The organism is Sinorhizobium sp. 8-89, assembly GCF_030124325.1.
GTDB lineage: Bacteria > Pseudomonadota > Alphaproteobacteria > Rhizobiales > Rhizobiaceae > Sinorhizobium.
Genome location: NZ_JASKLR010000025.1, coordinates 3,920 through 21,359, shown reverse-complemented (window position 1 = coordinate 21,359; position 17,440 = coordinate 3,920). Strand labels below are relative to the sequence as shown.

At 62.4% G+C, this 17,440-nt stretch carries 19 protein-coding genes, 1 pseudogene and 1 riboswitch; of the genes and pseudogenes, 14 read left to right on the top strand and 6 right to left on the bottom strand.

The features are described from left to right. Window positions 1-3 precede the first annotated feature (3 nt). Window positions 4-927: a lipid A biosynthesis lauroyl acyltransferase gene (locus tag QN219_RS27975; RefSeq protein WP_284003601.1), complete on the top strand. Its 924-nt coding sequence runs from the start codon at window positions 4-6 to the stop codon at window positions 925-927. A gap of 674 nt (window positions 928-1,601) precedes the next feature. Then, the gene (locus tag QN219_RS27970) at window positions 1,602-2,546 is read left to right on the top strand and encodes a PAS domain-containing protein (protein WP_284003531.1); all 945 of its coding nucleotides are present in this window, start codon (window positions 1,602-1,604) and stop codon (window positions 2,544-2,546) included. 155 nt (window positions 2,547-2,701) lie between these two features. Here QN219_RS27970 and QN219_RS27965 read toward each other — a convergent pair whose 3' ends face one another. Beyond that, a complete protein-coding gene (locus tag QN219_RS27965) occupies window positions 2,702-2,833 on the bottom strand; it encodes a hypothetical protein (RefSeq protein WP_284003603.1) in 132 nt (43 codons plus the stop codon). On the opposite strand from QN219_RS27965, the pseudogene QN219_RS27960 reads away from it, so the two are divergent. Continuing rightward, window positions 2,792-3,094 (top strand): annotated as a pseudogene (locus tag QN219_RS27960) (hypothetical protein); the annotation flags it as partial. The gene QN219_RS27965 and the pseudogene QN219_RS27960 sit on opposite strands and share 42 nt — an antisense overlap. Window positions 3,095-3,186: 92 nt before the next feature. On the opposite strand, the gene QN219_RS27955 reads toward QN219_RS27960, so the two are convergent. After that, window positions 3,187-3,879, bottom strand: coding sequence for a hypothetical protein (locus tag QN219_RS27955; protein ID WP_284003530.1), 693 nt, complete (start codon window positions 3,877-3,879; stop codon window positions 3,187-3,189). Between the two features lie 184 nt (window positions 3,880-4,063). On the opposite strand from QN219_RS27955, the gene QN219_RS27950 reads away from it, so the two are divergent. Then, window positions 4,064-4,525, top strand: a complete 462-nt coding sequence (locus QN219_RS27950) for a GNAT family N-acetyltransferase (RefSeq protein ID WP_309486632.1) — start codon at window positions 4,064-4,066, stop codon at window positions 4,523-4,525. A 26-nt stretch (window positions 4,526-4,551) separates the two neighbouring features. On the opposite strand, the gene QN219_RS27945 is transcribed toward QN219_RS27950, so the two are convergent. After that, window positions 4,552-5,061, bottom strand: coding sequence for a hemerythrin domain-containing protein (locus QN219_RS27945; protein ID WP_284003529.1), 510 nt, complete (start codon window positions 5,059-5,061; stop codon window positions 4,552-4,554). Between the two features lie 187 nt (window positions 5,062-5,248). On the opposite strand from QN219_RS27945, the gene ccoN reads away from it, so the two are divergent. The 4 genes from ccoN to ccoP are packed head-to-tail and all read left to right on the top strand — an operon-like array spanning window position 5,249 to window position 8,646. Further along, on the top strand, window positions 5,249-6,868 hold the full coding sequence (gene ccoN / locus QN219_RS27940; RefSeq protein ID WP_284003528.1) for a cytochrome-c oxidase, cbb3-type subunit I: 1,620 nt from the start codon (window positions 5,249-5,251) through the stop codon (window positions 6,866-6,868). Between the two features lie 12 nt (window positions 6,869-6,880). After that, window positions 6,881-7,612 carry a cytochrome-c oxidase, cbb3-type subunit II gene (gene ccoO / locus QN219_RS27935; RefSeq protein ID WP_284003527.1) on the top strand — a complete coding sequence of 244 codons (732 nt, stop codon included), beginning with the start codon at window positions 6,881-6,883 and terminating at the stop codon, window positions 7,610-7,612. Between the two features lie 14 nt (window positions 7,613-7,626). Further along, window positions 7,627-7,779: a cbb3-type cytochrome c oxidase subunit 3 gene (locus tag QN219_RS27930; RefSeq protein WP_284003525.1), complete on the top strand. Its 153-nt coding sequence runs from the start codon at window positions 7,627-7,629 to the stop codon at window positions 7,777-7,779. A 3-nt stretch (window positions 7,780-7,782) separates the two neighbouring features. Further along, window positions 7,783-8,646: a cytochrome-c oxidase, cbb3-type subunit III gene (gene ccoP, locus QN219_RS27925; protein ID WP_284003523.1), complete on the top strand. Its 864-nt coding sequence runs from the start codon at window positions 7,783-7,785 to the stop codon at window positions 8,644-8,646. Window positions 8,647-8,684: 38 nt separating this feature from the next. Here the strand turns inward: ccoP and QN219_RS27920 are convergent, their stop codons facing one another. Both QN219_RS27920 and QN219_RS27915 read right to left on the bottom strand, forming a co-directional pair. Then, on the bottom strand, window positions 8,685-8,981 hold the full coding sequence (locus tag QN219_RS27920) for a hypothetical protein (RefSeq protein ID WP_284003521.1): 297 nt from the start codon (window positions 8,979-8,981) through the stop codon (window positions 8,685-8,687). Between the two features lie 11 nt (window positions 8,982-8,992). Then, window positions 8,993-9,283 (bottom strand): hypothetical protein, encoded by a 291-nt coding sequence (locus QN219_RS27915; protein ID WP_284003519.1) that lies wholly within the window; start codon window positions 9,281-9,283, stop codon window positions 8,993-8,995. A 324-nt stretch (window positions 9,284-9,607) separates the two neighbouring features. Here QN219_RS27915 and QN219_RS27910 point away from each other — a divergent pair, with 324 nt between their 5' ends. Beyond that, window positions 9,608-11,386, top strand: a complete 1,779-nt coding sequence (locus tag QN219_RS27910) for an SLC13 family permease (RefSeq protein ID WP_284003517.1) — start codon at window positions 9,608-9,610, stop codon at window positions 11,384-11,386. Here QN219_RS27910 and QN219_RS27905 read toward each other — a convergent pair. Next, on the bottom strand, window positions 11,383-12,309 hold the full coding sequence (locus QN219_RS27905; RefSeq protein ID WP_284003516.1) for a polysaccharide deacetylase family protein: 927 nt from the start codon (window positions 12,307-12,309) through the stop codon (window positions 11,383-11,385). The genes QN219_RS27910 and QN219_RS27905 overlap by 4 nt on opposite strands. A 152-nt stretch (window positions 12,310-12,461) precedes the next feature. Between QN219_RS27905 and QN219_RS27900 the strand changes: the two genes are divergently transcribed. The 5 genes from QN219_RS27900 to QN219_RS27880 all read left to right on the top strand — a co-directional run. Beyond that, window positions 12,462-13,343: a LysR family transcriptional regulator gene (locus QN219_RS27900; RefSeq protein ID WP_284003514.1), complete on the top strand. Its 882-nt coding sequence runs from the start codon at window positions 12,462-12,464 to the stop codon at window positions 13,341-13,343. Between the two features lie 319 nt (window positions 13,344-13,662). After that, window positions 13,663-13,876, top strand: a riboswitch (cobalamin riboswitch). 107 nt (window positions 13,877-13,983) lie between these two features. After that, window positions 13,984-14,454: a DUF1636 domain-containing protein gene (locus tag QN219_RS27895; RefSeq protein ID WP_284003512.1), complete on the top strand. Its 471-nt coding sequence runs from the start codon at window positions 13,984-13,986 to the stop codon at window positions 14,452-14,454. A gap of 17 nt (window positions 14,455-14,471) precedes the next feature. Next, window positions 14,472-15,368, top strand: a complete 897-nt coding sequence (locus QN219_RS27890) for an ABC transporter ATP-binding protein (protein WP_284003510.1) — start codon at window positions 14,472-14,474, stop codon at window positions 15,366-15,368. Beyond that, entirely contained in the window at window positions 15,365-16,312 is a 948-nt protein-coding gene (locus QN219_RS27885; RefSeq protein ID WP_284003508.1) for an ABC transporter substrate-binding protein, read from the top strand. The genes QN219_RS27890 and QN219_RS27885 overlap by 4 nt, the downstream gene beginning before the upstream one ends. 266 nt (window positions 16,313-16,578) lie before the next feature. Continuing rightward, window positions 16,579-17,440: iron ABC transporter permease (locus tag QN219_RS27880; protein ID WP_284003507.1), on the top strand; the 862-nt coding region annotated here is incomplete at its 3' end.

Here is a 17,440-nt window from a genome sequence, read left to right as displayed (position 1 = left end):
CGGATGCTTATCACCCGGCTGGTGCTGGCCGCCAACCATTTTCGGCAATGGCTGATTGCGCAGTTCGTGTTTCTGCTGCTGACTGTGCTGAAGCTCTTTCCGCCGGATACGGCGATCAACTTCATGGACCGCGTCGCCCGGTGGATCGGTCCGAAGACCGGGCGCTACAAACTGACACTGACCAATCTGCGCAACGCCTTTCCGGAGAAGAGCGAGGCGGAGCTCGAGGAAATTGCGCTCGACAGCTGGGGCAATATGGGTCGTATGGCGGCGGAATACGTCTTCCTCGACCAGCTCTTCGATTTCGATCCTCATCGGCCAGAGCCGCGCAGGGTTGAGGTCTCCGGTATTCCGCTGTTCCTGGACCTGCGCGACAATCCGCGGCCCTTCATCGTCTTTACTGCGCACAGCGGCAATTTCGAAATGCTGCCCGTCGCGGGCTCGGCCTTCGGCCTCGACGTCACGGTCCTCTTCCGCCCGCCGAACAATCCCTACATGGCTGACAAGGTCTTCGAGTTCCGCAAGGCGCGGATGGGCAATCTCGTGCCCTCCCATGCCGGTTCCTCCTTCGCGCTCGCCCGCCAGCTTGAGCGGGGCGGCGGTGTCGGCGTTCTGGTCGACCAGAAGTTCCGCAAGGGTCTAAAAACCAAGTTCTTCGGCGGGGACGTGCAGACCAATCCGCTTCTTGCCAAGCTCGTGCGCCAGTTCAACTGCGAGGTCTATCCCGCCCGCTGCATCCGTTTGCCGGGCGGCCGTTTCCGGCTGGAGCTCGAGCCGGCGATCACGATCCCGCGCAGGACGGACGGCAGCGTCGACGTCAATGCTACGGCCCAGATGCTGAACGACAAGGTCGAGAGCTGGGTGCGCGAATATCCGGGCCAATGGCTCTGGTATCACGACCGCTGGAACATCAAGCGCAGCCTCTAAAGGCGCCCCCCGCTAGCAGGCGGTGTTATAAATGACGGGAACCAGTTCAACGGCATGCGTGGCGCCACCGTGAACCACTTGTTCTCGGCCTTGCGAATAGTTGTAGTTCAAGCTGCGGTAAGGGCCGCTCCATTCGCTCGCCGTTGGATGGAGACCGTTGTTCGAGGTGTAAGGGTCCGTTGCCGATGCCGGCAGAGACTACGGGGCCGCCGGGAGAAATATCGCTAGCGCCGAAATCCGAATGCCAAGCCTATAAAGTCCCCGCATCATGCGTGCCCCCTCGATCCGGATATGGTCCCGAATTGCAATGTATCACGGAAGATCGGGCGCCAGCAGCGATCCTCAACTGGAGGAGGTAGCCCGAGATTCTCGCTGTGCGCTCTCGATTCTGGCTGCGGCTCGCTACTCGGCTGTCCTTCGCCGCGTCCCCGAGTAGTTCATTGCCATGATCCGAAAATGCTTAATGCGCGCGCTTTCTCCCTGTTGAACGATGCAGCAATGAGTGTAAACTCATCGTTGTGGTATGGGGGCTGCTGCAAGCGCTGTGGGGTGACAGGCCCACCGCAGTTTGGTGGGCGAGGGGAAATCATCAAAATCCGGATATCGTCTGCGACATTACCGTCTGTCTTGAAGTGCATCGACACGGCCTTGCCGTGGGGGAATGGGGATTCGAATTGAACGCACTGATTGAACTGTTCTGGTTCAAGTATTCGCAGTTGCAGTATGCCGTGAGCGTGGCTGACGAACATCTGATCGGCATTCTGGATCGTGAGCTCGATCCTATTCTGAGGGCGGTCTATGACGAGAAGGCCGCAAGCGTGGAAGACGCCCGGCTGCAGTTTCAGTTCCTGGTCGACATTCTGCGCGCCGAGGCGGACGACATGTCCTGCGTGCTGCGCCATTCGCACTTGCTTCAATCGCTGATCGATCGCTATTTCGCGGCGACGGGGGTGGCAGACCTCGCCGGTCTCGACCTCGACCGCCAGGCAAAATTGCCGAGCAAGGGGCGCGCCGACGAGGGATTGCTCAACGAGGCGATTCTCGACTGCTTTCCCGACCGGATCGCCGTCATCACGCCGGATTACCGCTATCTCTACACCAATCCCTTGAATGCAAATCATCTCGAAAGCAGGCCGATTGATCTCATCGGCCGGCACATCGTAGAGTTCATCGGCCTCCAGCGCTTCGAGCAACGCGTGAAGGCCCATCTTGACCGCTGCTTCGGCGGCGAAGTCGTCGACTACACCTTTGCCAAGACCGTCGATGCGCGCACGGTGGTGGTTCGCTGCCGCATGACGCCATGCCTGTCGAGCAACGGCAAGCTGATCGGCGCAAATCCTGGTCATACAGGAACATGTCGACCGACGCAGGGCAATTGCGGCCTGAGCGCTGAGGGTAGGGCTGTAGCGCGCCGATGTCGGCGTCGTGCCTCCGGGAAATCGATAGCCCGCGCTGAGAAAAACGCAACGCGGCGCGGGCGATGGGCTTCGATCCTGAGCCGCAGCGCCGTCGATCAATGGCGCTGCGGCAAGGCACAGCGAGGCAGTCGTTCACGGCGTGATCACCGGCTGCGATATCTGCGCTGTCGGATTCAAGAGCCGTGCGGGGTTACGGCCTAGCCATCATAGTGACCAAAATGCGGCCTCGGCAGACGTGACGGTCACCGCCATGTCCACGCCCTTTGTCACGATTGTGCCGCTTGCGCGAAGGTCCGTCACTGTCTTGAGCCCGCCTGCCTTGGGCGGATCGAGAGGCACTACGCTCCCGGCATCGGTTAAAATCCTGCCTCCTTCAGTCCTTCACGGTAGAGATCCTTGTGCCATTGCTCCTTGCTCGGAACGGCGGCCAGCCACCGGTCGACGCTTGGCCGGATGTTATCGCCGATCACGCGGATACGTTGGTCCATTGTTCGCGCCCTGCTATGGCCTTGCAGAAGATTGAGCGCGCGATCGAGTTGAACCCTCTCAGCCCGGACGCTTATCTCTGGACCGCTGCGGGAGCCAACTACGCTCTCAGCCATTTCGAGGCATCGCTGGATTACATTAGCCAGATGGAAGATCGCAGCTTGGCTGACAGGTTTTCAGCTGCCCACTGGGCGATGTTGGATCACATGGATAAGGCGCGTTTTTTTGTGCGCAGAGTTCGCGAAGCCAATCCGGCTTTCGACGCTAAGAGCATCGATGCCTCGCGAAATTGAACTGCTCCTCTGCTCAAAGAAACGTCGCAGTTCCTCAACGTCTTTTTCCGAGCCGAATATTTTTACGAGGAATTGGAGCGTATCCGGATCCGCGGGTTCGGCTCGGAAGAGGAGGATGGCCGCATCATTGACGACTTCAGATTCGGCTTGGGTGCGGGCCAAAGGTGCCGCTCGCTCCAGCGAATCTTTGAGGAGGCTCTTGTGCTGTTTTCTGCGTTCCGCAAGCCAGCTGTCAAAATCGGAGCTGTCGCAGTCACCGCGCCGATGAAGGACTGCTTCAATAGGTCTATGAGGCGCACGAGCCGAGCAACAGGCTCTGCCACACCCTCCTTGTCAATCGACAGGAGATCGGAGGACAGAGACCCCCGATCAACGTAAATCATGGCTTCCGTGAAGGAAAGGAACTGCGCTCCGAGTTCATTTTGGCGAGTCTTTATTCTCGAAACGGTCTTACGCAAGTTCGAAAGCGAAACGGCCTTGTCCTCGTTGCTCCACAAAAACGCGGCCAACTCCTGTCGATACGCGGAGCCGTTTGAGGTTGTGAGCAAGTAAACGAGAATCAGCAATCCCTTTTCCGGAAAAGCAACGTGGTTGCTTTCCGAGTCGACAAGCCTCAAACCTCCAAAGGTCTGCAGACAGGAAGCCATTTTGTCCTTCACGACGCGACCCGATGCAAAAGACGTGCCGGGGCCGGAGGAAAGCTGCCGACTATGTATCAGCGGCAGTTTGTTCCAACCGCGCATTAATTTCAACAACTGCGTTCATTTCTTGGCACGCTATCGTTAGGGTAGATCTCAGCAGCAAATTGCGCGACGATTTCGAGATGTTTGCGACTCTTGCACATCACGGAAGCTGAGCACGATCGACGGTAGGCGGGCGGAGTGCACCGGTTCGAAACGCTCACATCGCCGGTGTTCGAGAGACATACTATGGAAGGTCATGACGAAATCTGAGCGCATGTCTTTTTTGATTACCCAGATGAACGAGGTAGACCTCGAGGCGGCAGCAACCATCATTTCTCGCGCATACGCGGCGCCTCCCTGGAATGAGGACTGGTCAGTCGAAGCCGCAACTGAGCGTGTCTCGCAGCTCTTGGCCGCGCCAAGGCGAATAGCGTTAGCCGCTTGGGATGCAGATAATCTCGTTGGGATCGCAATCGGCACATGGCATCGACACTATGCGGGCCAGTTGCTGTACTTGGAGGAGGTTGCGGTGCTTCCAGCTGCGCAGGGTGCCGGTGTCGGAACGGCACTGCTCGGCGCCATCGTCGAGGCGGCAAAAGCGGCGGGATGTCACAAAGTGTGGCTGGTATCGCAACGCTCGGGTAAAGTATCCGAGTTCTACCGTCGGAATGGATTCGTCTCCAGCGACAAACTCGATATCTACTCCAAAGTGGCTTGAGTTCTAGCAGGCTAGTTGCGGGAGCATTAGCAGGGCGTTTCGCCTGAACGCCGGACAAGCACGCTGCGAAGGCACTCCTGCTCGAAGCTGATGTGGCGACGCACATTGGTGAAGAAGCCGCGCAGCATGTAGCCGGCGGTCTCGGCATTGACGGTCCTGTCCGCCGCGCCAATGCGACCGAGCATTTCGGTCAGTTCCTCGGCGAAACACTCGTCCTCGCAATGCTCGTATTTCAGGCGCTCAAGCAGGGCATGCACTGACGTGTCGTCCGGGAAGCGTTGCTCGATCCAGGCAAAGACCAGCCCTTCCTCGCCGGCATGAAAATCCCTGATCATCGGCCCGAGCATCTTTGCGGCATAGGCGCAGGTCTCGCGGTTGATCTCATCCGGCAGGCTGTCGGCAATGGCTTCCAGGCTGTCGCAGAGCGCGAGCTGGTCCTGATGGGCGCCGGCCAACCAGGTCAACGGCTCAACCGGCGACTCTGTAAAAGCCGGGGGAAGTGTGCCCAACGTACGGCCGTTGATTTTTGCTCTCATGCGCTCCGGCCCTTCCCGCCACCGCCTCATGTGCCGCCTCCATGATCGCAAGATGCATCGAAGGGGGAGTGCGGGCCTTGATTTGAATCAAGGTTGTCGGCGCGCGATTCTGACAGATCAGGGCAGGTTGCGGCGGCATGCGTCGGTGCTCCGTCGTCAGCGATTTGAGAAAGTTGGGGACCCAACCATGAAATACACATTCGAGATGATCGTGCTCGGGGTCGGCGCCTTCCTGGCGCTGGTTGGGGCCGGCTTCGCTCAAGATCGCCTCTTCGGGGCGCATATGTGGGTGCTATTCTTCGTGCTGCTCGGCGGCACGATCCTATTGCTGCAGCGGATCGAGTTCCGCCCGGCGATCGCGGGTGCGGCACCCCGGCAGTCGGAATATTTCGACGAGGTCGTGAAATACGGCGTCATCGCCACGGTCTTCTGGGGCGTCGTCGGCTTCCTGGTCGGCGTCGTCGCGGCGCTGCAGCTTGCCTTTCCGGACCTCAATGTCGAGCCCTGGTTCAATTTCGGGCGCGTCCGGCCGCTGCACACCTCCGCCGTCATCTTCGCCTTCGGTGGCAACGCGCTGATCGCAACCTCGTTCTACGTCGTTCAGCGCACCAGCCGCGCACGCCTCTTCGGCGGCAATCTCGGCTGGTTCGTGTTCTGGGGTTACCAGCTTTTCATCGTGCTGGCGGCAACGGGCTACCTGCTCGGCATCACTCAGAGCCGCGAATATGCCGAGCCTGAATGGTATGTCGACCTCTGGCTGACGATCGTCTGGGTCGCCTATCTCATCGCCTTCCTCGGCACGATCCTGGTGCGCAAGGAGCCGCACATCTATGTGGCCAACTGGTTTTATCTCGCCTTCATCGTCACGATCGCCATGCTGCACATCGTCAACAATCTGGCGGTGCCGGTCTCGTTCTTCGGTTCGAAGAGCTACTCGGCCTTCTCGGGCGTCCAGGACGCGCTGACGCAATGGTGGTACGGGCATAATGCCGTCGGCTTCTTCCTGACGGCCGGCTTCCTGGCGATGATGTATTACTTCATCCCCAAGCAGGTGAACCGCCCCGTCTACTCCTACCGGCTGTCGATCATCCACTTCTGGGCGCTGATCTTCATGTATATCTGGGCGGGTCCGCACCATCTCCATTATACGGCGCTGCCAGACTGGGCGCAGACCCTCGGCATGGTCTTCTCCGTCATGCTCTGGATGCCCTCCTGGGGTGGCATGATCAATGGCCTGATGACGCTTTCGGGCGCCTGGGACAAGGTCCGCACCGATCCCATCGTCCGCATGATGGTCATGTCCGTGGCCTTCTATGGCATGGCGACGTTCGAAGGGCCGATGATGTCGATCAAGACGGTCAACTCGCTCAGCCACTATACCGACTGGACCATTGGCCACGTGCATTCCGGCGCGCTCGGCTGGAACGGGCTCATCACCTTCGGCGCGATCTATTATCTCGTCCCGAAGCTCTGGAACCGCGAGCGGCTCTACAGCATGCGCATGGTCAACTGGCACTTCTGGCTCGCCACCCTCGGCATCGTCGTCTACGCCGCCGTCATGTGGGTCGCCGGCATCCAGCAGGGGCTGATGTGGCGTGAATACGACGACCAGGGCTTCCTCGTCTATTCCTTCGCGGAATCGGTCGCGGCCATGTTCCCTTACTATGTGCTGCGTGCTGCCGGCGGCGGCCTGTTCCTCGCCGGAGCGCTGCTCATGGCCTTCAACGTAACAATGACGATCCTCGGACGCGTGCGCGACGAAGCCCCGATCCTCGGTGCGACGCCGCTGCCGCAGCCTGCGGAATAGGAGGACAGACCCATGTCCATTCTCGATAAACACGCCACCCTTGAACGCAACGCCACGCTCCTCCTGGTCGGCTCGCTGCTCGTCGTTTCGATCGGCGGCATCGTGGAAATCGCGCCGCTCTTCTATCTCGAAAACACCATCGAGAAGGTCGAAGGCATGCGGCCCTATTCGCCGCTGGAACTCGCCGGACGCGACATCTATGTCCGTGAAGGCTGCTATGTCTGCCACAGCCAGATGATCCGGCCGTTCCGCGACGAAGTCGAGCGCTACGGACACTACTCGCTGGCGGCGGAGTCGATGTACGACCATCCGTTCCAGTGGGGCTCGAAGCGCACCGGGCCCGATCTCGCACGCGTCGGAGACCGCTACTCCAACGAATGGCACGTCCAGCACATGATCGAGCCGCGCTCGGTCGTGCCTGAATCGGTGATGCCGAGCTACGCTTTCCTCAAGGAAACGCCGCTCGAGGTGACGAACGTCGCCATGAACCTCAAGGCCAACAGGGCCGTCGGCGTTCCCTACACGGACGAGATGATCGATAACGCGGCTCAGGACCTGAAGGCGCAGGCCGATCCCAACGCCGACACCGCCGGTGTCGAGGAGCGTTACCCGAAGGCCAAGCTCGGCGACTTCGACGGCGATCCGCAAAAGTTGACGGAGATGGATGCGCTCATCGCCTATCTCCAAATGCTCGGCACGCTTGTCGACTTCTCCTCCTATGACGACACCACCGGCTACCGCTGAGGAAGGAAACCGACATGGAAACCTACACGCTCATGCGCCACTTCGCCGACAGCTGGGGCCTCGTCGCCATGATGGTCTTCTTCCTCGGTGTCGTCGCTTTCATCTTCCGGCCGGGCGCCAAGAATGCCGCCCATCAGGCCGCCTTTATCCCTCTGAAGGAGGATTGATCCATGGCGGATAAACACATTGACGAGATCAGCGGCGTCGAGACCACCGGCCATGAGTGGGACGGCATTCGCGAGCTCAACAACCCCATGCCGCGCTGGTGGGTCTACAGCTTCTACGCAACGATCATCTGGGCAATAGGCTACGCAATCGCGTACCCCTCGTGGCCGATGCTGACCGACGCGACCAAGGGCGTGCTCGGCTATTCGAGTCGCTCCGAGGTCAGCGTCGAGCTTGCCAATGCCAAGGCGGCGCAGGCCGGCAACCTGGAGCGGATCGCTTCGAGCTCGCTCGATGAGATCATTGCCGATCCGCAACTGCAGCAGTTCGCCGTTTCGGCCGGTGCTTCCGCCTTCAAGGTGAACTGTGCGCAGTGCCATGGCTCCGGTGCGGCGGGCGGGAAAGGCTTCCCGAACCTGAACGACGACGATTGGCTCTGGGGCGGCAAGCCCGACGAGATCTACCAGACGATCGCGCACGGCATCCGCCATCCCAGCGACGGCGAGACCCGCGTCTCCGAGATGCCGTCCTTCGCGGAGATGCTGGAGCCCGAGCAGTTGAAGCAGACGGCGGCCTTTGTCGTGAGCCTTACCGGCACGCCGTCAAACCCGGCACTGGTCGAGCCCGGCAAACAGCTCTTCGCGGACAACTGCGCTTCGTGTCACGGCGAGGATGCGAAAGGCAGCCGCGAGATGGGCGCGCCTGACCTTGCCGATGCGATCTGGCTGAATGGCGAGGGCGAGCAGGCGATCATCAACCAGATGAAGGCGCCGAAGCACGGCGTCATGCCGGCCTGGCTGCCTCGCATCGGCGACACCACGGTCAAGCAGCTCGCGGTCTTCGTTCACTCGCTCGGCGGCGGGGAATAGGGCCACCGCGGCGCTGCGGTTCGAAGCCGAACCGAACATCAATCGTCCATATCGCCGAAAATATCATAGTCGATGCGACGGCCCACGAGTCGCAACGAGCGATCCGGTTCGATCACATAGGTTTCGTAGACCCGGTGGCCGAAATTGTCGAAGAACTGGTGCGGCACGATGCTGCCGACCGGCGCCTTGGTCAGCCTCGTGCGCGGCTGGCCGCCATAGGTTATGCTGCCGGGAATGGGCTCGAGATAGCGCCCGTAGCCGACCGACGGCGGCGGCGTGGCCGTGCAGGCGCCAAGCAGTAGGGCGGCAAGGAGGGCGAGCGAGGCATGTTTCATGGCAATCCATCCTATCGGTCGCTCGGGAGGTCATAGTCGATGCGGCGACTTATCAATTGCAGCGAACGGTCCGGCTCTATGACATAGGTTTCGGAGACCTGACGCCCGAATTTGTCGCGGAACCGGTGCGGCACGATGCTGCCGACCGGCGCCTTGGTCAGCTTAGTGCGCGGCTGACCGCCATAGGTTATGCTGCCGGGAATGGGCTCGAGATTGCGCGAGTAGCCGATCGACGGCGGAGCGGTGGAGCCGCAGGCGGCGAGCAGAAAACCCAGGCAAATGGCGGGCAGGGCGATCTTCATGACGGTTTTCCTTGGCTCCGGCGATTGCGTCCCTCTCCGTTGCGCGAGGGCCCCGTTGATACACGCTAAACTGGCTGCATATCTTATTCCTTCTTCAACAACGATCAAAGGAGCCAACGAGTTTCGGCGCAGTTTCCTGGTGACGTTTGGTGCTTCGATGCGAATTCTGTTGCATCCGGTGGCCGCTTTGAAGGATGTAAGGAGCCGGACTCGCCGGAGGGCCACGGTCGCGCGAACAGCAGTTCGTGCGTTTTGTTGGGGCTGCCTGCGTAGGCCGCTTTTTGGAAGGCCATCGCCCGACCCGCGTTGCTTCAGGTACTGCCCATGACCGCCGAACAATCGCTCTCGTTTCTCGTCATCGGCACCATGATGGCCTTTTTCATCTGGGACCGCTTCCGCTACGACATTATCGCGTGTTCGGCGCTGATGCTCTCGGTCGCGGTCGGCATCGTACCCTTCGACCATGCCTTCGACGGCTTCAGCGACGATATCGTCATCATCGTCGGCAGCGCGCTCATCGTCAGCGCGGGTGTTGCGCGCTCCGGCGTTGTGGATGCGGCGATCCAGCGCTTCCTGCCGGACCTGACCTCGGTGAGGGCGCAACTCGCGCTTCTCGTCGTCACCGTCACGGTGCTTTCCGCCTTCATCAAGAATATCGGGGCGCTGGCGATCATGATCCCGGTCGCCTTCCAGTTCGCGCGGCGGTCGAACGTGCAGCCTTCGGTGTTCCTGATGCCGATGGCCTTCGGCTCGCTGATCGGCGGGCTTATGACGCAGATCGGCACCTCGCCCAACGTGGTCGTGTCGCGGATGCGGCAGGATCTCACCGGCGAGAGCTTCACGATGTTCGATTTCACCCCCGTCGGCGCATCGCTGGCGGCGGTCGGTGCGGTGTTCCTGCTTTTCGCCTATCGGCTGGTGCCGGAGCGCAAGAGCCAGCACGTTTCCGTCAACCAGGCGATCGAAATCACCGACTATACGTCCGAAGCGATTGTCCCGGCCGGCTCGCCGATGATCGGCAAGCCGCTCGGAAACCTGGTCAAGCTCGGCGACGGCGGCGCCGTCGTCATCGCCATCTTCCGGCGCGGCACGCATCTGGCACCGCTGCCCGATATCAAGGTCGAGTCCGACGATATCCTGCTGCTCGAAGGCGGGCCGGCGGCGCTCGACCGCATCGTTTCCCAGGCGAAGCTCAGGATTTCCGGCGACCGCTCGCCGGCAGCCAGCAATGGCAAGGCGCCGGCCGACATCGAGGCGGTCGAGGCGGTGATCGCCAGCGGCTCGCCGCTCGTCGGCATGACAGCGCAGCGGCTGGCACTCTTCAACAATCACAACATCAACCTCTTGGCCGTCAGCCGCCAGGGCGAGCGGCTAAAACAGCGTCTCGGCAACATCCGGCTGCAGGCCGGCGACATCGTCGTCTTGCAGGGGACGCGGCGCGACCTGCCGCCCTTCCTGCAGGATTTCGGCTGCCTGCCGCTTGCCCAGCGCGAAATCCTGCTCGGCACAATCCGCCGCGCGACCGTGCCGCTGCTCGTGCTCGCCGCCGCCATGGGGGCGACTGCGATCGGCGTCGTGCCGGTGCCGGTCGCGTTCTTCGCGGCGGCGCTGGCCATGGTGATCTTCCGCGTCATCCCGCTGCGCGACGTCTACCGCGCGGTCGACGGGCCGATCCTCGTCATGCTGGCGGCTCTGATCCCGGTCAGCGACACGCTGCGCACCACCGGCGGCTCGGACCTCATCGCCGGCTGGCTGAGCGGCATTGCCTCGGGTCTCCCGCCCGCGGGCGCGCTTGCCCTCATCCTCATGGCAGCGATGGCCGTCACGCCCTTCCTCAACAATGCCGCCACCGTGCTCGTCATGGCGCCGATCGCCGCGAGTTTCGCCGCGGCGCTCGAATATCGGCCGGATGCCTTCCTGATGGCGGTGGCAATCGGCGCGGGCTCGGATTTCCTGACCCCGATCGGCCACCAGTGCAACACGCTGGTGATGGGTCCCGGCGGCTACCGCTTCAGCGACTATCCGCGCCTTGGCCTGCCGCTTTCCGCCGTCATCGTGCTCGTTGCCGTACCGATGCTGATGTGGGTCTGGCCGCTCCACTAGGCATATTGACAGTGGGCAGGGGCCGTCGCTTGGTCCAGATAGTTCCTCTTGTACCAGTCGGCGATTTCGCCACCGGTCGCGAGCCACACTTCGCGCCGTGAGGTGATATGGGCCAGCGCTCTCTCGAGGTGTTTGCTGCGGTGGGGATGGCCGATCAGGAACGGGTGCAAGCAGATCGCCATGACCCGGCCCGTTTTCGCGCCGTCCTCATAGAGCACGTCGAACTGGTCGCGGATCGTTTGCGCAAAAGCCTCGCCGCTCTGGCCCTGTTCGAGAAAGGCGGCAAAGTCGTTGATCTCGACCGAATAGGGCAGCGACAGCATCGAGCCGCTTTTCACTCGCATCGGGTAGGGCTGCTCGTCATTGACCCAGTTGGCGACATATTCGATGCCGGCTTCGGCGAGCAGGTCGAGCGAGCGGTGTGATTCCGTCAGTCCGGGGCTCAGCCAGCCGCGCGGCCGCTTTCCGGTGCTTCGCTCGATCGTCTCGACCACGGTTCTGACGATCTGGCGCTCCTCTTCCTCTGGCTGGCCATTGATCATCGTCGAGTTGTTGGTGCCGTGGCCCATCCATTCCCAGCCGAGCGCCTTGCCGGCCTCGATGATGCGCGGGTAGTGGTCGCAGACGTCGGAGTTGAGTGCCACGGTGCCCCTGACCCCGTATTTCTCCATCACCTCCATCAGCCGCCATACGCCGACGCGGGCGCCGAAATCGCGCCACGAATAGTTGAGCACATCCGGCACGAAGCCGGCGGTCAGTTGCGTGATCGAACTCGAAGGCCGGTCGAACAGGAAGTGCTCGACATTGGGCACGACCCAGACCGCAACCCTTGCGTCGCCCGCCCAGCGCAGCGGCGGACGGTCGACGATGGCGGAATATTCAAAGCGGTCGTGGTGCTGCGGTGCCGTTGAAATCTGGGACATGGTCTTTCTCCTTCAGTTGATCATGGACGCAGCAGGGCCTTCCGAAGAGGGCGATCTGCCGCCTGCGCTGAAGGTAAGCCACTCGATGTATCCGAAAAATGCGCTACAATTCCGAGCACAACGGACAATAATGTCCGAAATGGAGTTGGCAGATGGACAGTCTCGGATCGCTCAACGCTTTCGTCCAGGCGGCGGACGCCCGCAGCTTCACGCTCGCCGGGCGGCAATTGGGCGTATCGTCCTCGGCGGTCGGCAAGGCGGTGGCGCGGCTGGAAGAACGGCTCGGCGTGCGGCTTCTCCATCGCTCGACGCGCTCGATCACGCTGACACCGGAGGGGGCGCTCTTCCTCGAACGCTGCCGACGCATCTTCTCGGAGGTCGAGGCGGCAGAACAGGAGATCGCCCAGACGCAGGGCGCGCCACGCGGCAAGCTACGCATCAGCATGCCGCTCATCGGCATGCTGATGATGCCGGCGCTTTCAGCCTTCATGCGCGCCTATCCCGAGATCGAACTCGACCTCGATTTCAGCGACCGGCTTGTCGACGTGATCGACGAAGGTTTTGATGCCGTTGTGCGCGCCGGCGAGGTCAGCGACTCGCGGCTGATGATTCGATCGCTCGGCACCTTCCGACTCATGCTCGTCGGCTCGCCCGACTATTTCGCGCGAAGGGCCGTGCCGCGTACGCCGGAAGATCTGAAATCCCATGCCTGCCTGCAGCATCGCTACGCGACCAGCGGCAAGCTTGAACGCTGGCCGCTCAAGCGCGGGCAGAGGGACATCGAACTGCCGACGACGGCGGTCGTCAACACGATCGAGCCACTGATCTATATGGCAGAGCAGGGGCTCGGCATCGCCTGCCTGCCGGATGTCGGTATCCGCCGCCAGCTTCGTGACGGCACGCTCGTCAGCGTGCTTGACGAGCACGTCGAACATTCCGGCCCGTTCCGGATCCTCTGGCCTTCCAGCCGCTACCTTTCACCCAAACTTCGGGTTTTCGTGGATTTCATGGCGGAGAACCTATTTTCGGTGTGAGGCGTTCGGGGCGCGCGCCCTATCAAGAGTCTCCGGTGCCCAAGGACTTCGGCGCGCTGGATTCCTGCGACGAGCAGAGGGAATGAGGGGAATTTGCTGCAGTGGCCCGGCACGATTGGCGACCGACGCGTCGGTAATGTGATTGGCTCTGCCGTTCGGCCACTGACCGCCAACGGCGACAAATCACGCGTTGTGACGAAGTTTCTGCCTTGTATTGTGTTATGTTATTTAGTAACAGAATACCGCCACAACGAGACACCCACCCGTGTTGATATCTCCCTGCCTCCCTCATCCACCGGTTGCTTACCATTGCGATTCATGTCACCAAGGGCGCGATGGTGCTGCTTCCGTGACCCGGGAGCGGCTGAAAAGGGAACACGGTGAGGACGACCCAGGAGGGGCCGAAACCGTGGCTGCCCCCGCAACTGTGAGCGGAAAGCGCATTCACACTATGTCACTGGCGACAAGCCGGGAAGACGTGGATGCGCGGCGACCCGCGAGCCAGGAGACCTGCCATCGAACCGATCAACCACAACGGACGGGGTGTTCCGATGGAAAAGAACTGGCTTCTGCTTGGCGGGCAACCGTCTTCTTGCATTTTCGCCGTTTTCTCTCCGGCCCAGCCCGGCGGAGATGAGCCATGGCGAAATCAGACTTCCGACAGCACAAGATAACCCTTTGCACCGATTGCCGCTTCACCGGAGGGCCGTGCCGGCCCGGCGCCGCGCTGCTCGCGCAGTTGAACCGCAGCGTCTGCGCCCTCGGCAGGCCGCTCGACCGGGATTTCGCCATCGCCGGCACCGTCGCGATGACCGCCTGCACACGGCCTTGCACCATCGCCTTCCAGGCGACCGGCAAAGCGACCTACCTCTTCGGCGACATTTCGCCGGAGGAAAACATCGACGATCTCGTGAGCTTCGCCGCCACTTTTGCCAAGGGGCAGGGCAGCGTCTTGCCCTCGGCCGTGCGTGACGGCCAGTCGGAGCAGGACGGACACGGCGAGTCGTTTCCCGCTTTTCCGCGTCCGGGCTTCGGGCCGGACGCCAAGGGCCTTTCCCGCATTCCGGCAGCGATCCTCGTCTCCGAGGAAACCGCAGGGCGGTTCCAATGAGCGAAGAGGGCACTTTCATGAGCTGTGACAAGTTCAGTGGGCCGCCGGATGCGGGCGGAAAACCGCTTCACGCCTTTCCTGATCCCGCTGCGGGCGTCAGCCTCCGCGTCGAAGGGCTGGAATGGGGGCCGCGCCCTGGTCTCCGCCTCGTCCGCGACATCGGCTTTTCCGTCGCGCCGGGCAGCCGGCTGGCGATCATCGGCCCGAACGGCGCCGGCAAGACCTCGCTCTTGCGCTGCCTCTACCGCGCGGTCGAGCCGATCGCCGGCCGCGTCGAGATCGACGGCGTGAGCCTCTGGGCGATGACCGCCCGCGAGGCGGCAAGGACGATCGCCGTGGTGCTGCAGGAAATGCCCGGCGATTTCCCCTTCAGCGTGCGCGATGTCGTGATGATGGGGCGGATCCCGCGCCGCGAGGGGATCAGCGGCTGGAGCGATCGCGACCGCGAGCGGGTGGCGCATGCGCTCGAGCATCTCGACCTTGCCCACCTTGCGCGGCGGCAGTTCGCCACGCTTTCGGGCGGCGAGAAGCAGCGGGTGCTGATTGGCCGCGCGCTTGCCCAGGAGCCGAAGATCATCATCCTCGACGAGCCGACCAACCACCTCGACATCCGCCACCAGCTCGAAATCCTCAATCTCCTGCAGACGCTGAAGCTGACGATTGTCACGACGCTACACGACATCAATCTCGCGGCCGAGTTCGCGACCGATGTCGCGATCCTTACGGACGGGCGGCTCGCCGCCTTCGGCCCGCCGGAGACGGTGCTGGAGCCTTCGGCGCTCTCGGCCGCCTTTGGTGTCTACGCGACCGCGCATGACGATGCCACCGGCTGCTCCCGCTTTTCCTTCACGCTCTCGCCGCCCGCAGCGCCTGCCGTCGCGCGATCTTCCCGTTCCACAGGAGCCACACGATGAACAGACTTCTTTTTGCCGCCGGCCTGTTTGCCCTTGCGGCGGCGCCGGCGCTTGCCCATCCCGTGACCGTCAAGAGCTGCAACCGCGAAGTCAGCTTCGACACCGCGCCCAAGCGCGCGATCTCCAACGACGTTAATCTCACCGAGATGATGCTGGCCTTGAAGCTGCAGGATCGCATGGTCGGCTATACCGGCGTTTCGGGCTGGAAGACGCTGGACGAACGCCTGCGCGAGGGCGTCAAGGAGTTGCCCGAACTCGCGGAAAAATATCCGACAAAGGAAGTGCTGCTCAACGCTGATGCCGATTTTTACTTCGCCGGCTGGAACTACGGCATGAAGGTCGGCGGCGAGGTGACGCCGGAGACGCTGTCGCCCTTAGGCATCAAGGTCTATGAGCTCACCGAGAGCTGCATCCACATCATGGCCAAGGGCAAGCCGACGATGGAGGACGTGTTCATCGATCTCCTGAACCTTGGCCGCATCTTCGGTATCGAGGAGCGCGCGGAGGCGCTGGTCGCGGGCTACCGTCATGAACTCGCCGGCATCACCGGCAAGATCAAGAGCGCCGAGCGACGGGTGCGCGTCTTCGTCTACGATTCCGGCGAGGAAAAGCCGTTTACCTCCGGCCGCTACGGCATCCCGACGGCGATGATCGAGGCGGCCGGCGGCGTCAACATCGTTGATGATGTCGAGAAGAGCTGGACGGAAATCTCCTGGGAGCCGGTGATCGACCGCAATCCGGAGGTGGTCGTGATCGTCAATTACGGCGAAGTGAGCGCCGAGCAGAAGATCGCCTTCATGAAGAACAATCCGGTCTTCAGGAATGTGGACGCGGTGAAGAACGACCGCTTCGTCGTGCTCGAATATGTCGAGGCGACGCCCGGGCCGCGCAACATCGAGGCGATCGGGCGGTTGGCGAAGAGTTTTCACGCAGAAGCGATGTGAGTAGCGATGGCGTGAAGAGGGATTGCGTCAGCTTTCCGCGCTTGCTGTCGCGGCGTCGCGGCACTGGCGGAAGTCGCGATGACTCACGCCAGAGCCTCACTCCCGTGCTCGTCACGGGGATCCACCAGCGCCCACGTCGGCGGCGCGCAAGAGCGGCTGCTCATCACCGCGACCGCATGAAGAAGGCTCTGCAACCTAATGATTTCTAATAATGATGCCGCGGCATCTGGCCCTCAAGTCCGGGAAACCCGAAGGCTGCAACCGACGTGAAATCCGCGCTTTTCTTCCTCGCAGCGGCGTTGTTGTTCTGCCTGACTGTCACCGCCGCCGTTTCGCTCGGCTCGGCGCCGATCCCGGTTGCGACCGTCTGGTCGATCATTGCGGCGAAGATCGCGCCGGGCAGCGTCGAGGTCCTGTGGTCGGCCGGTCGTGAAAGCATCGTCTGGGACGTGCGCCTGCCGCGCGTCGTGCTCGCCGGACTCGTCGGGGCGGGTCTTGCCGTGACCGGCGCCGTGCTGCAATCGGTGACGCGCAATCCGCTGGCCGATCCGCATCTCCTCGGCGTCTCGGCCGGCGGGGCGCTCGGGGCCATCGTCGCTCTGCTCCACACCGGTCTTGTCCTTGGCCTTGCGACGGTGCCGCTCTTCGCCTTCGCCGGTGCGCTCGGCGCCACTGCGCTGGTGGCGCTCGTCACCCGCGTGCTCGGCACCGGCGCCGACCGCCTCGTGCTTTCCGGCGTCGCCGTCGCCTTCACGCTCACGGCGGCCGGCAATCTCCTGATTTTTCTGGGCGACCCGCGCGCCGTGCACACGGTGATCTTCTGGATGCTCGGCGGTCTCGGCCTCGCGCAGTGGCCGCATCTCGTCTACCCGGCGCTGGCGCTCGCCGTCTGCCTCGGCTGGCTCACCATCCGGGCGCGCGAGATCAACGCGCTCGCCATGGGCGACGAGACGGCGATGACGCTCGGCATTCCGGTGCGCCGTTTCCGCCTGATGCTCTTCGTGATCACCGCGCTGCTTACCGGGGTGATGGTGGCGTTCTCCGGCGCGATCGGCTTCGTCGGGCTGATGATCCCCCATTTCGTCCGCCTCTTCGCCGGCAAAGGCCGAAAGCGGGATGAGTCGGACA

Bases quoted from the DNA above. Each gene is read 5' to 3' on its own strand.
- QN219_RS27975 (WP_284003601.1), top strand. From the start codon at position 4: ATGCTTATCACCCGGCTGGTGCTGGCCGCCAACCATTTTCGGCAATGG.
- QN219_RS27965 (WP_284003603.1), bottom strand. From the start codon at position 2,833: ATGGACCAACGTATCCGCGTGATCGGCGATAACATCCGGCCAAGCGTC.
- QN219_RS27950 (WP_309486632.1), top strand. From the start codon at position 4,064: ATGACGAAATCTGAGCGCATGTCTTTTTTGATTACCCAGATGAACGAG.
- QN219_RS27945 (WP_284003529.1), bottom strand. From the start codon at position 5,061: ATGAGAGCAAAAATCAACGGCCGTACGTTGGGCACACTTCCCCCGGCT.
- ccoN (WP_284003528.1), top strand. From the start codon at position 5,249: ATGAAATACACATTCGAGATGATCGTGCTCGGGGTCGGCGCCTTCCTG.
- ccoO (WP_284003527.1), top strand. From the start codon at position 6,881: ATGTCCATTCTCGATAAACACGCCACCCTTGAACGCAACGCCACGCTC.
- QN219_RS27930 (WP_284003525.1), top strand. From the start codon at position 7,627: ATGGAAACCTACACGCTCATGCGCCACTTCGCCGACAGCTGGGGCCTC.
- ccoP (WP_284003523.1), top strand. From the start codon at position 7,783: ATGGCGGATAAACACATTGACGAGATCAGCGGCGTCGAGACCACCGGC.
- QN219_RS27920 (WP_284003521.1), bottom strand. From the start codon at position 8,981: ATGAAACATGCCTCGCTCGCCCTCCTTGCCGCCCTACTGCTTGGCGCC.
- QN219_RS27915 (WP_284003519.1), bottom strand. From the start codon at position 9,283: ATGAAGATCGCCCTGCCCGCCATTTGCCTGGGTTTTCTGCTCGCCGCC.
- QN219_RS27910 (WP_284003517.1), top strand. From the start codon at position 9,608: ATGACCGCCGAACAATCGCTCTCGTTTCTCGTCATCGGCACCATGATG.
- QN219_RS27905 (WP_284003516.1), bottom strand. From the start codon at position 12,309: ATGTCCCAGATTTCAACGGCACCGCAGCACCACGACCGCTTTGAATAT.
- QN219_RS27900 (WP_284003514.1), top strand. From the start codon at position 12,462: ATGGACAGTCTCGGATCGCTCAACGCTTTCGTCCAGGCGGCGGACGCC.
- QN219_RS27895 (WP_284003512.1), top strand. From the start codon at position 13,984: ATGGCGAAATCAGACTTCCGACAGCACAAGATAACCCTTTGCACCGAT.
- QN219_RS27890 (WP_284003510.1), top strand. From the start codon at position 14,472: ATGAGCTGTGACAAGTTCAGTGGGCCGCCGGATGCGGGCGGAAAACCG.
- QN219_RS27885 (WP_284003508.1), top strand. From the start codon at position 15,365: ATGAACAGACTTCTTTTTGCCGCCGGCCTGTTTGCCCTTGCGGCGGCG.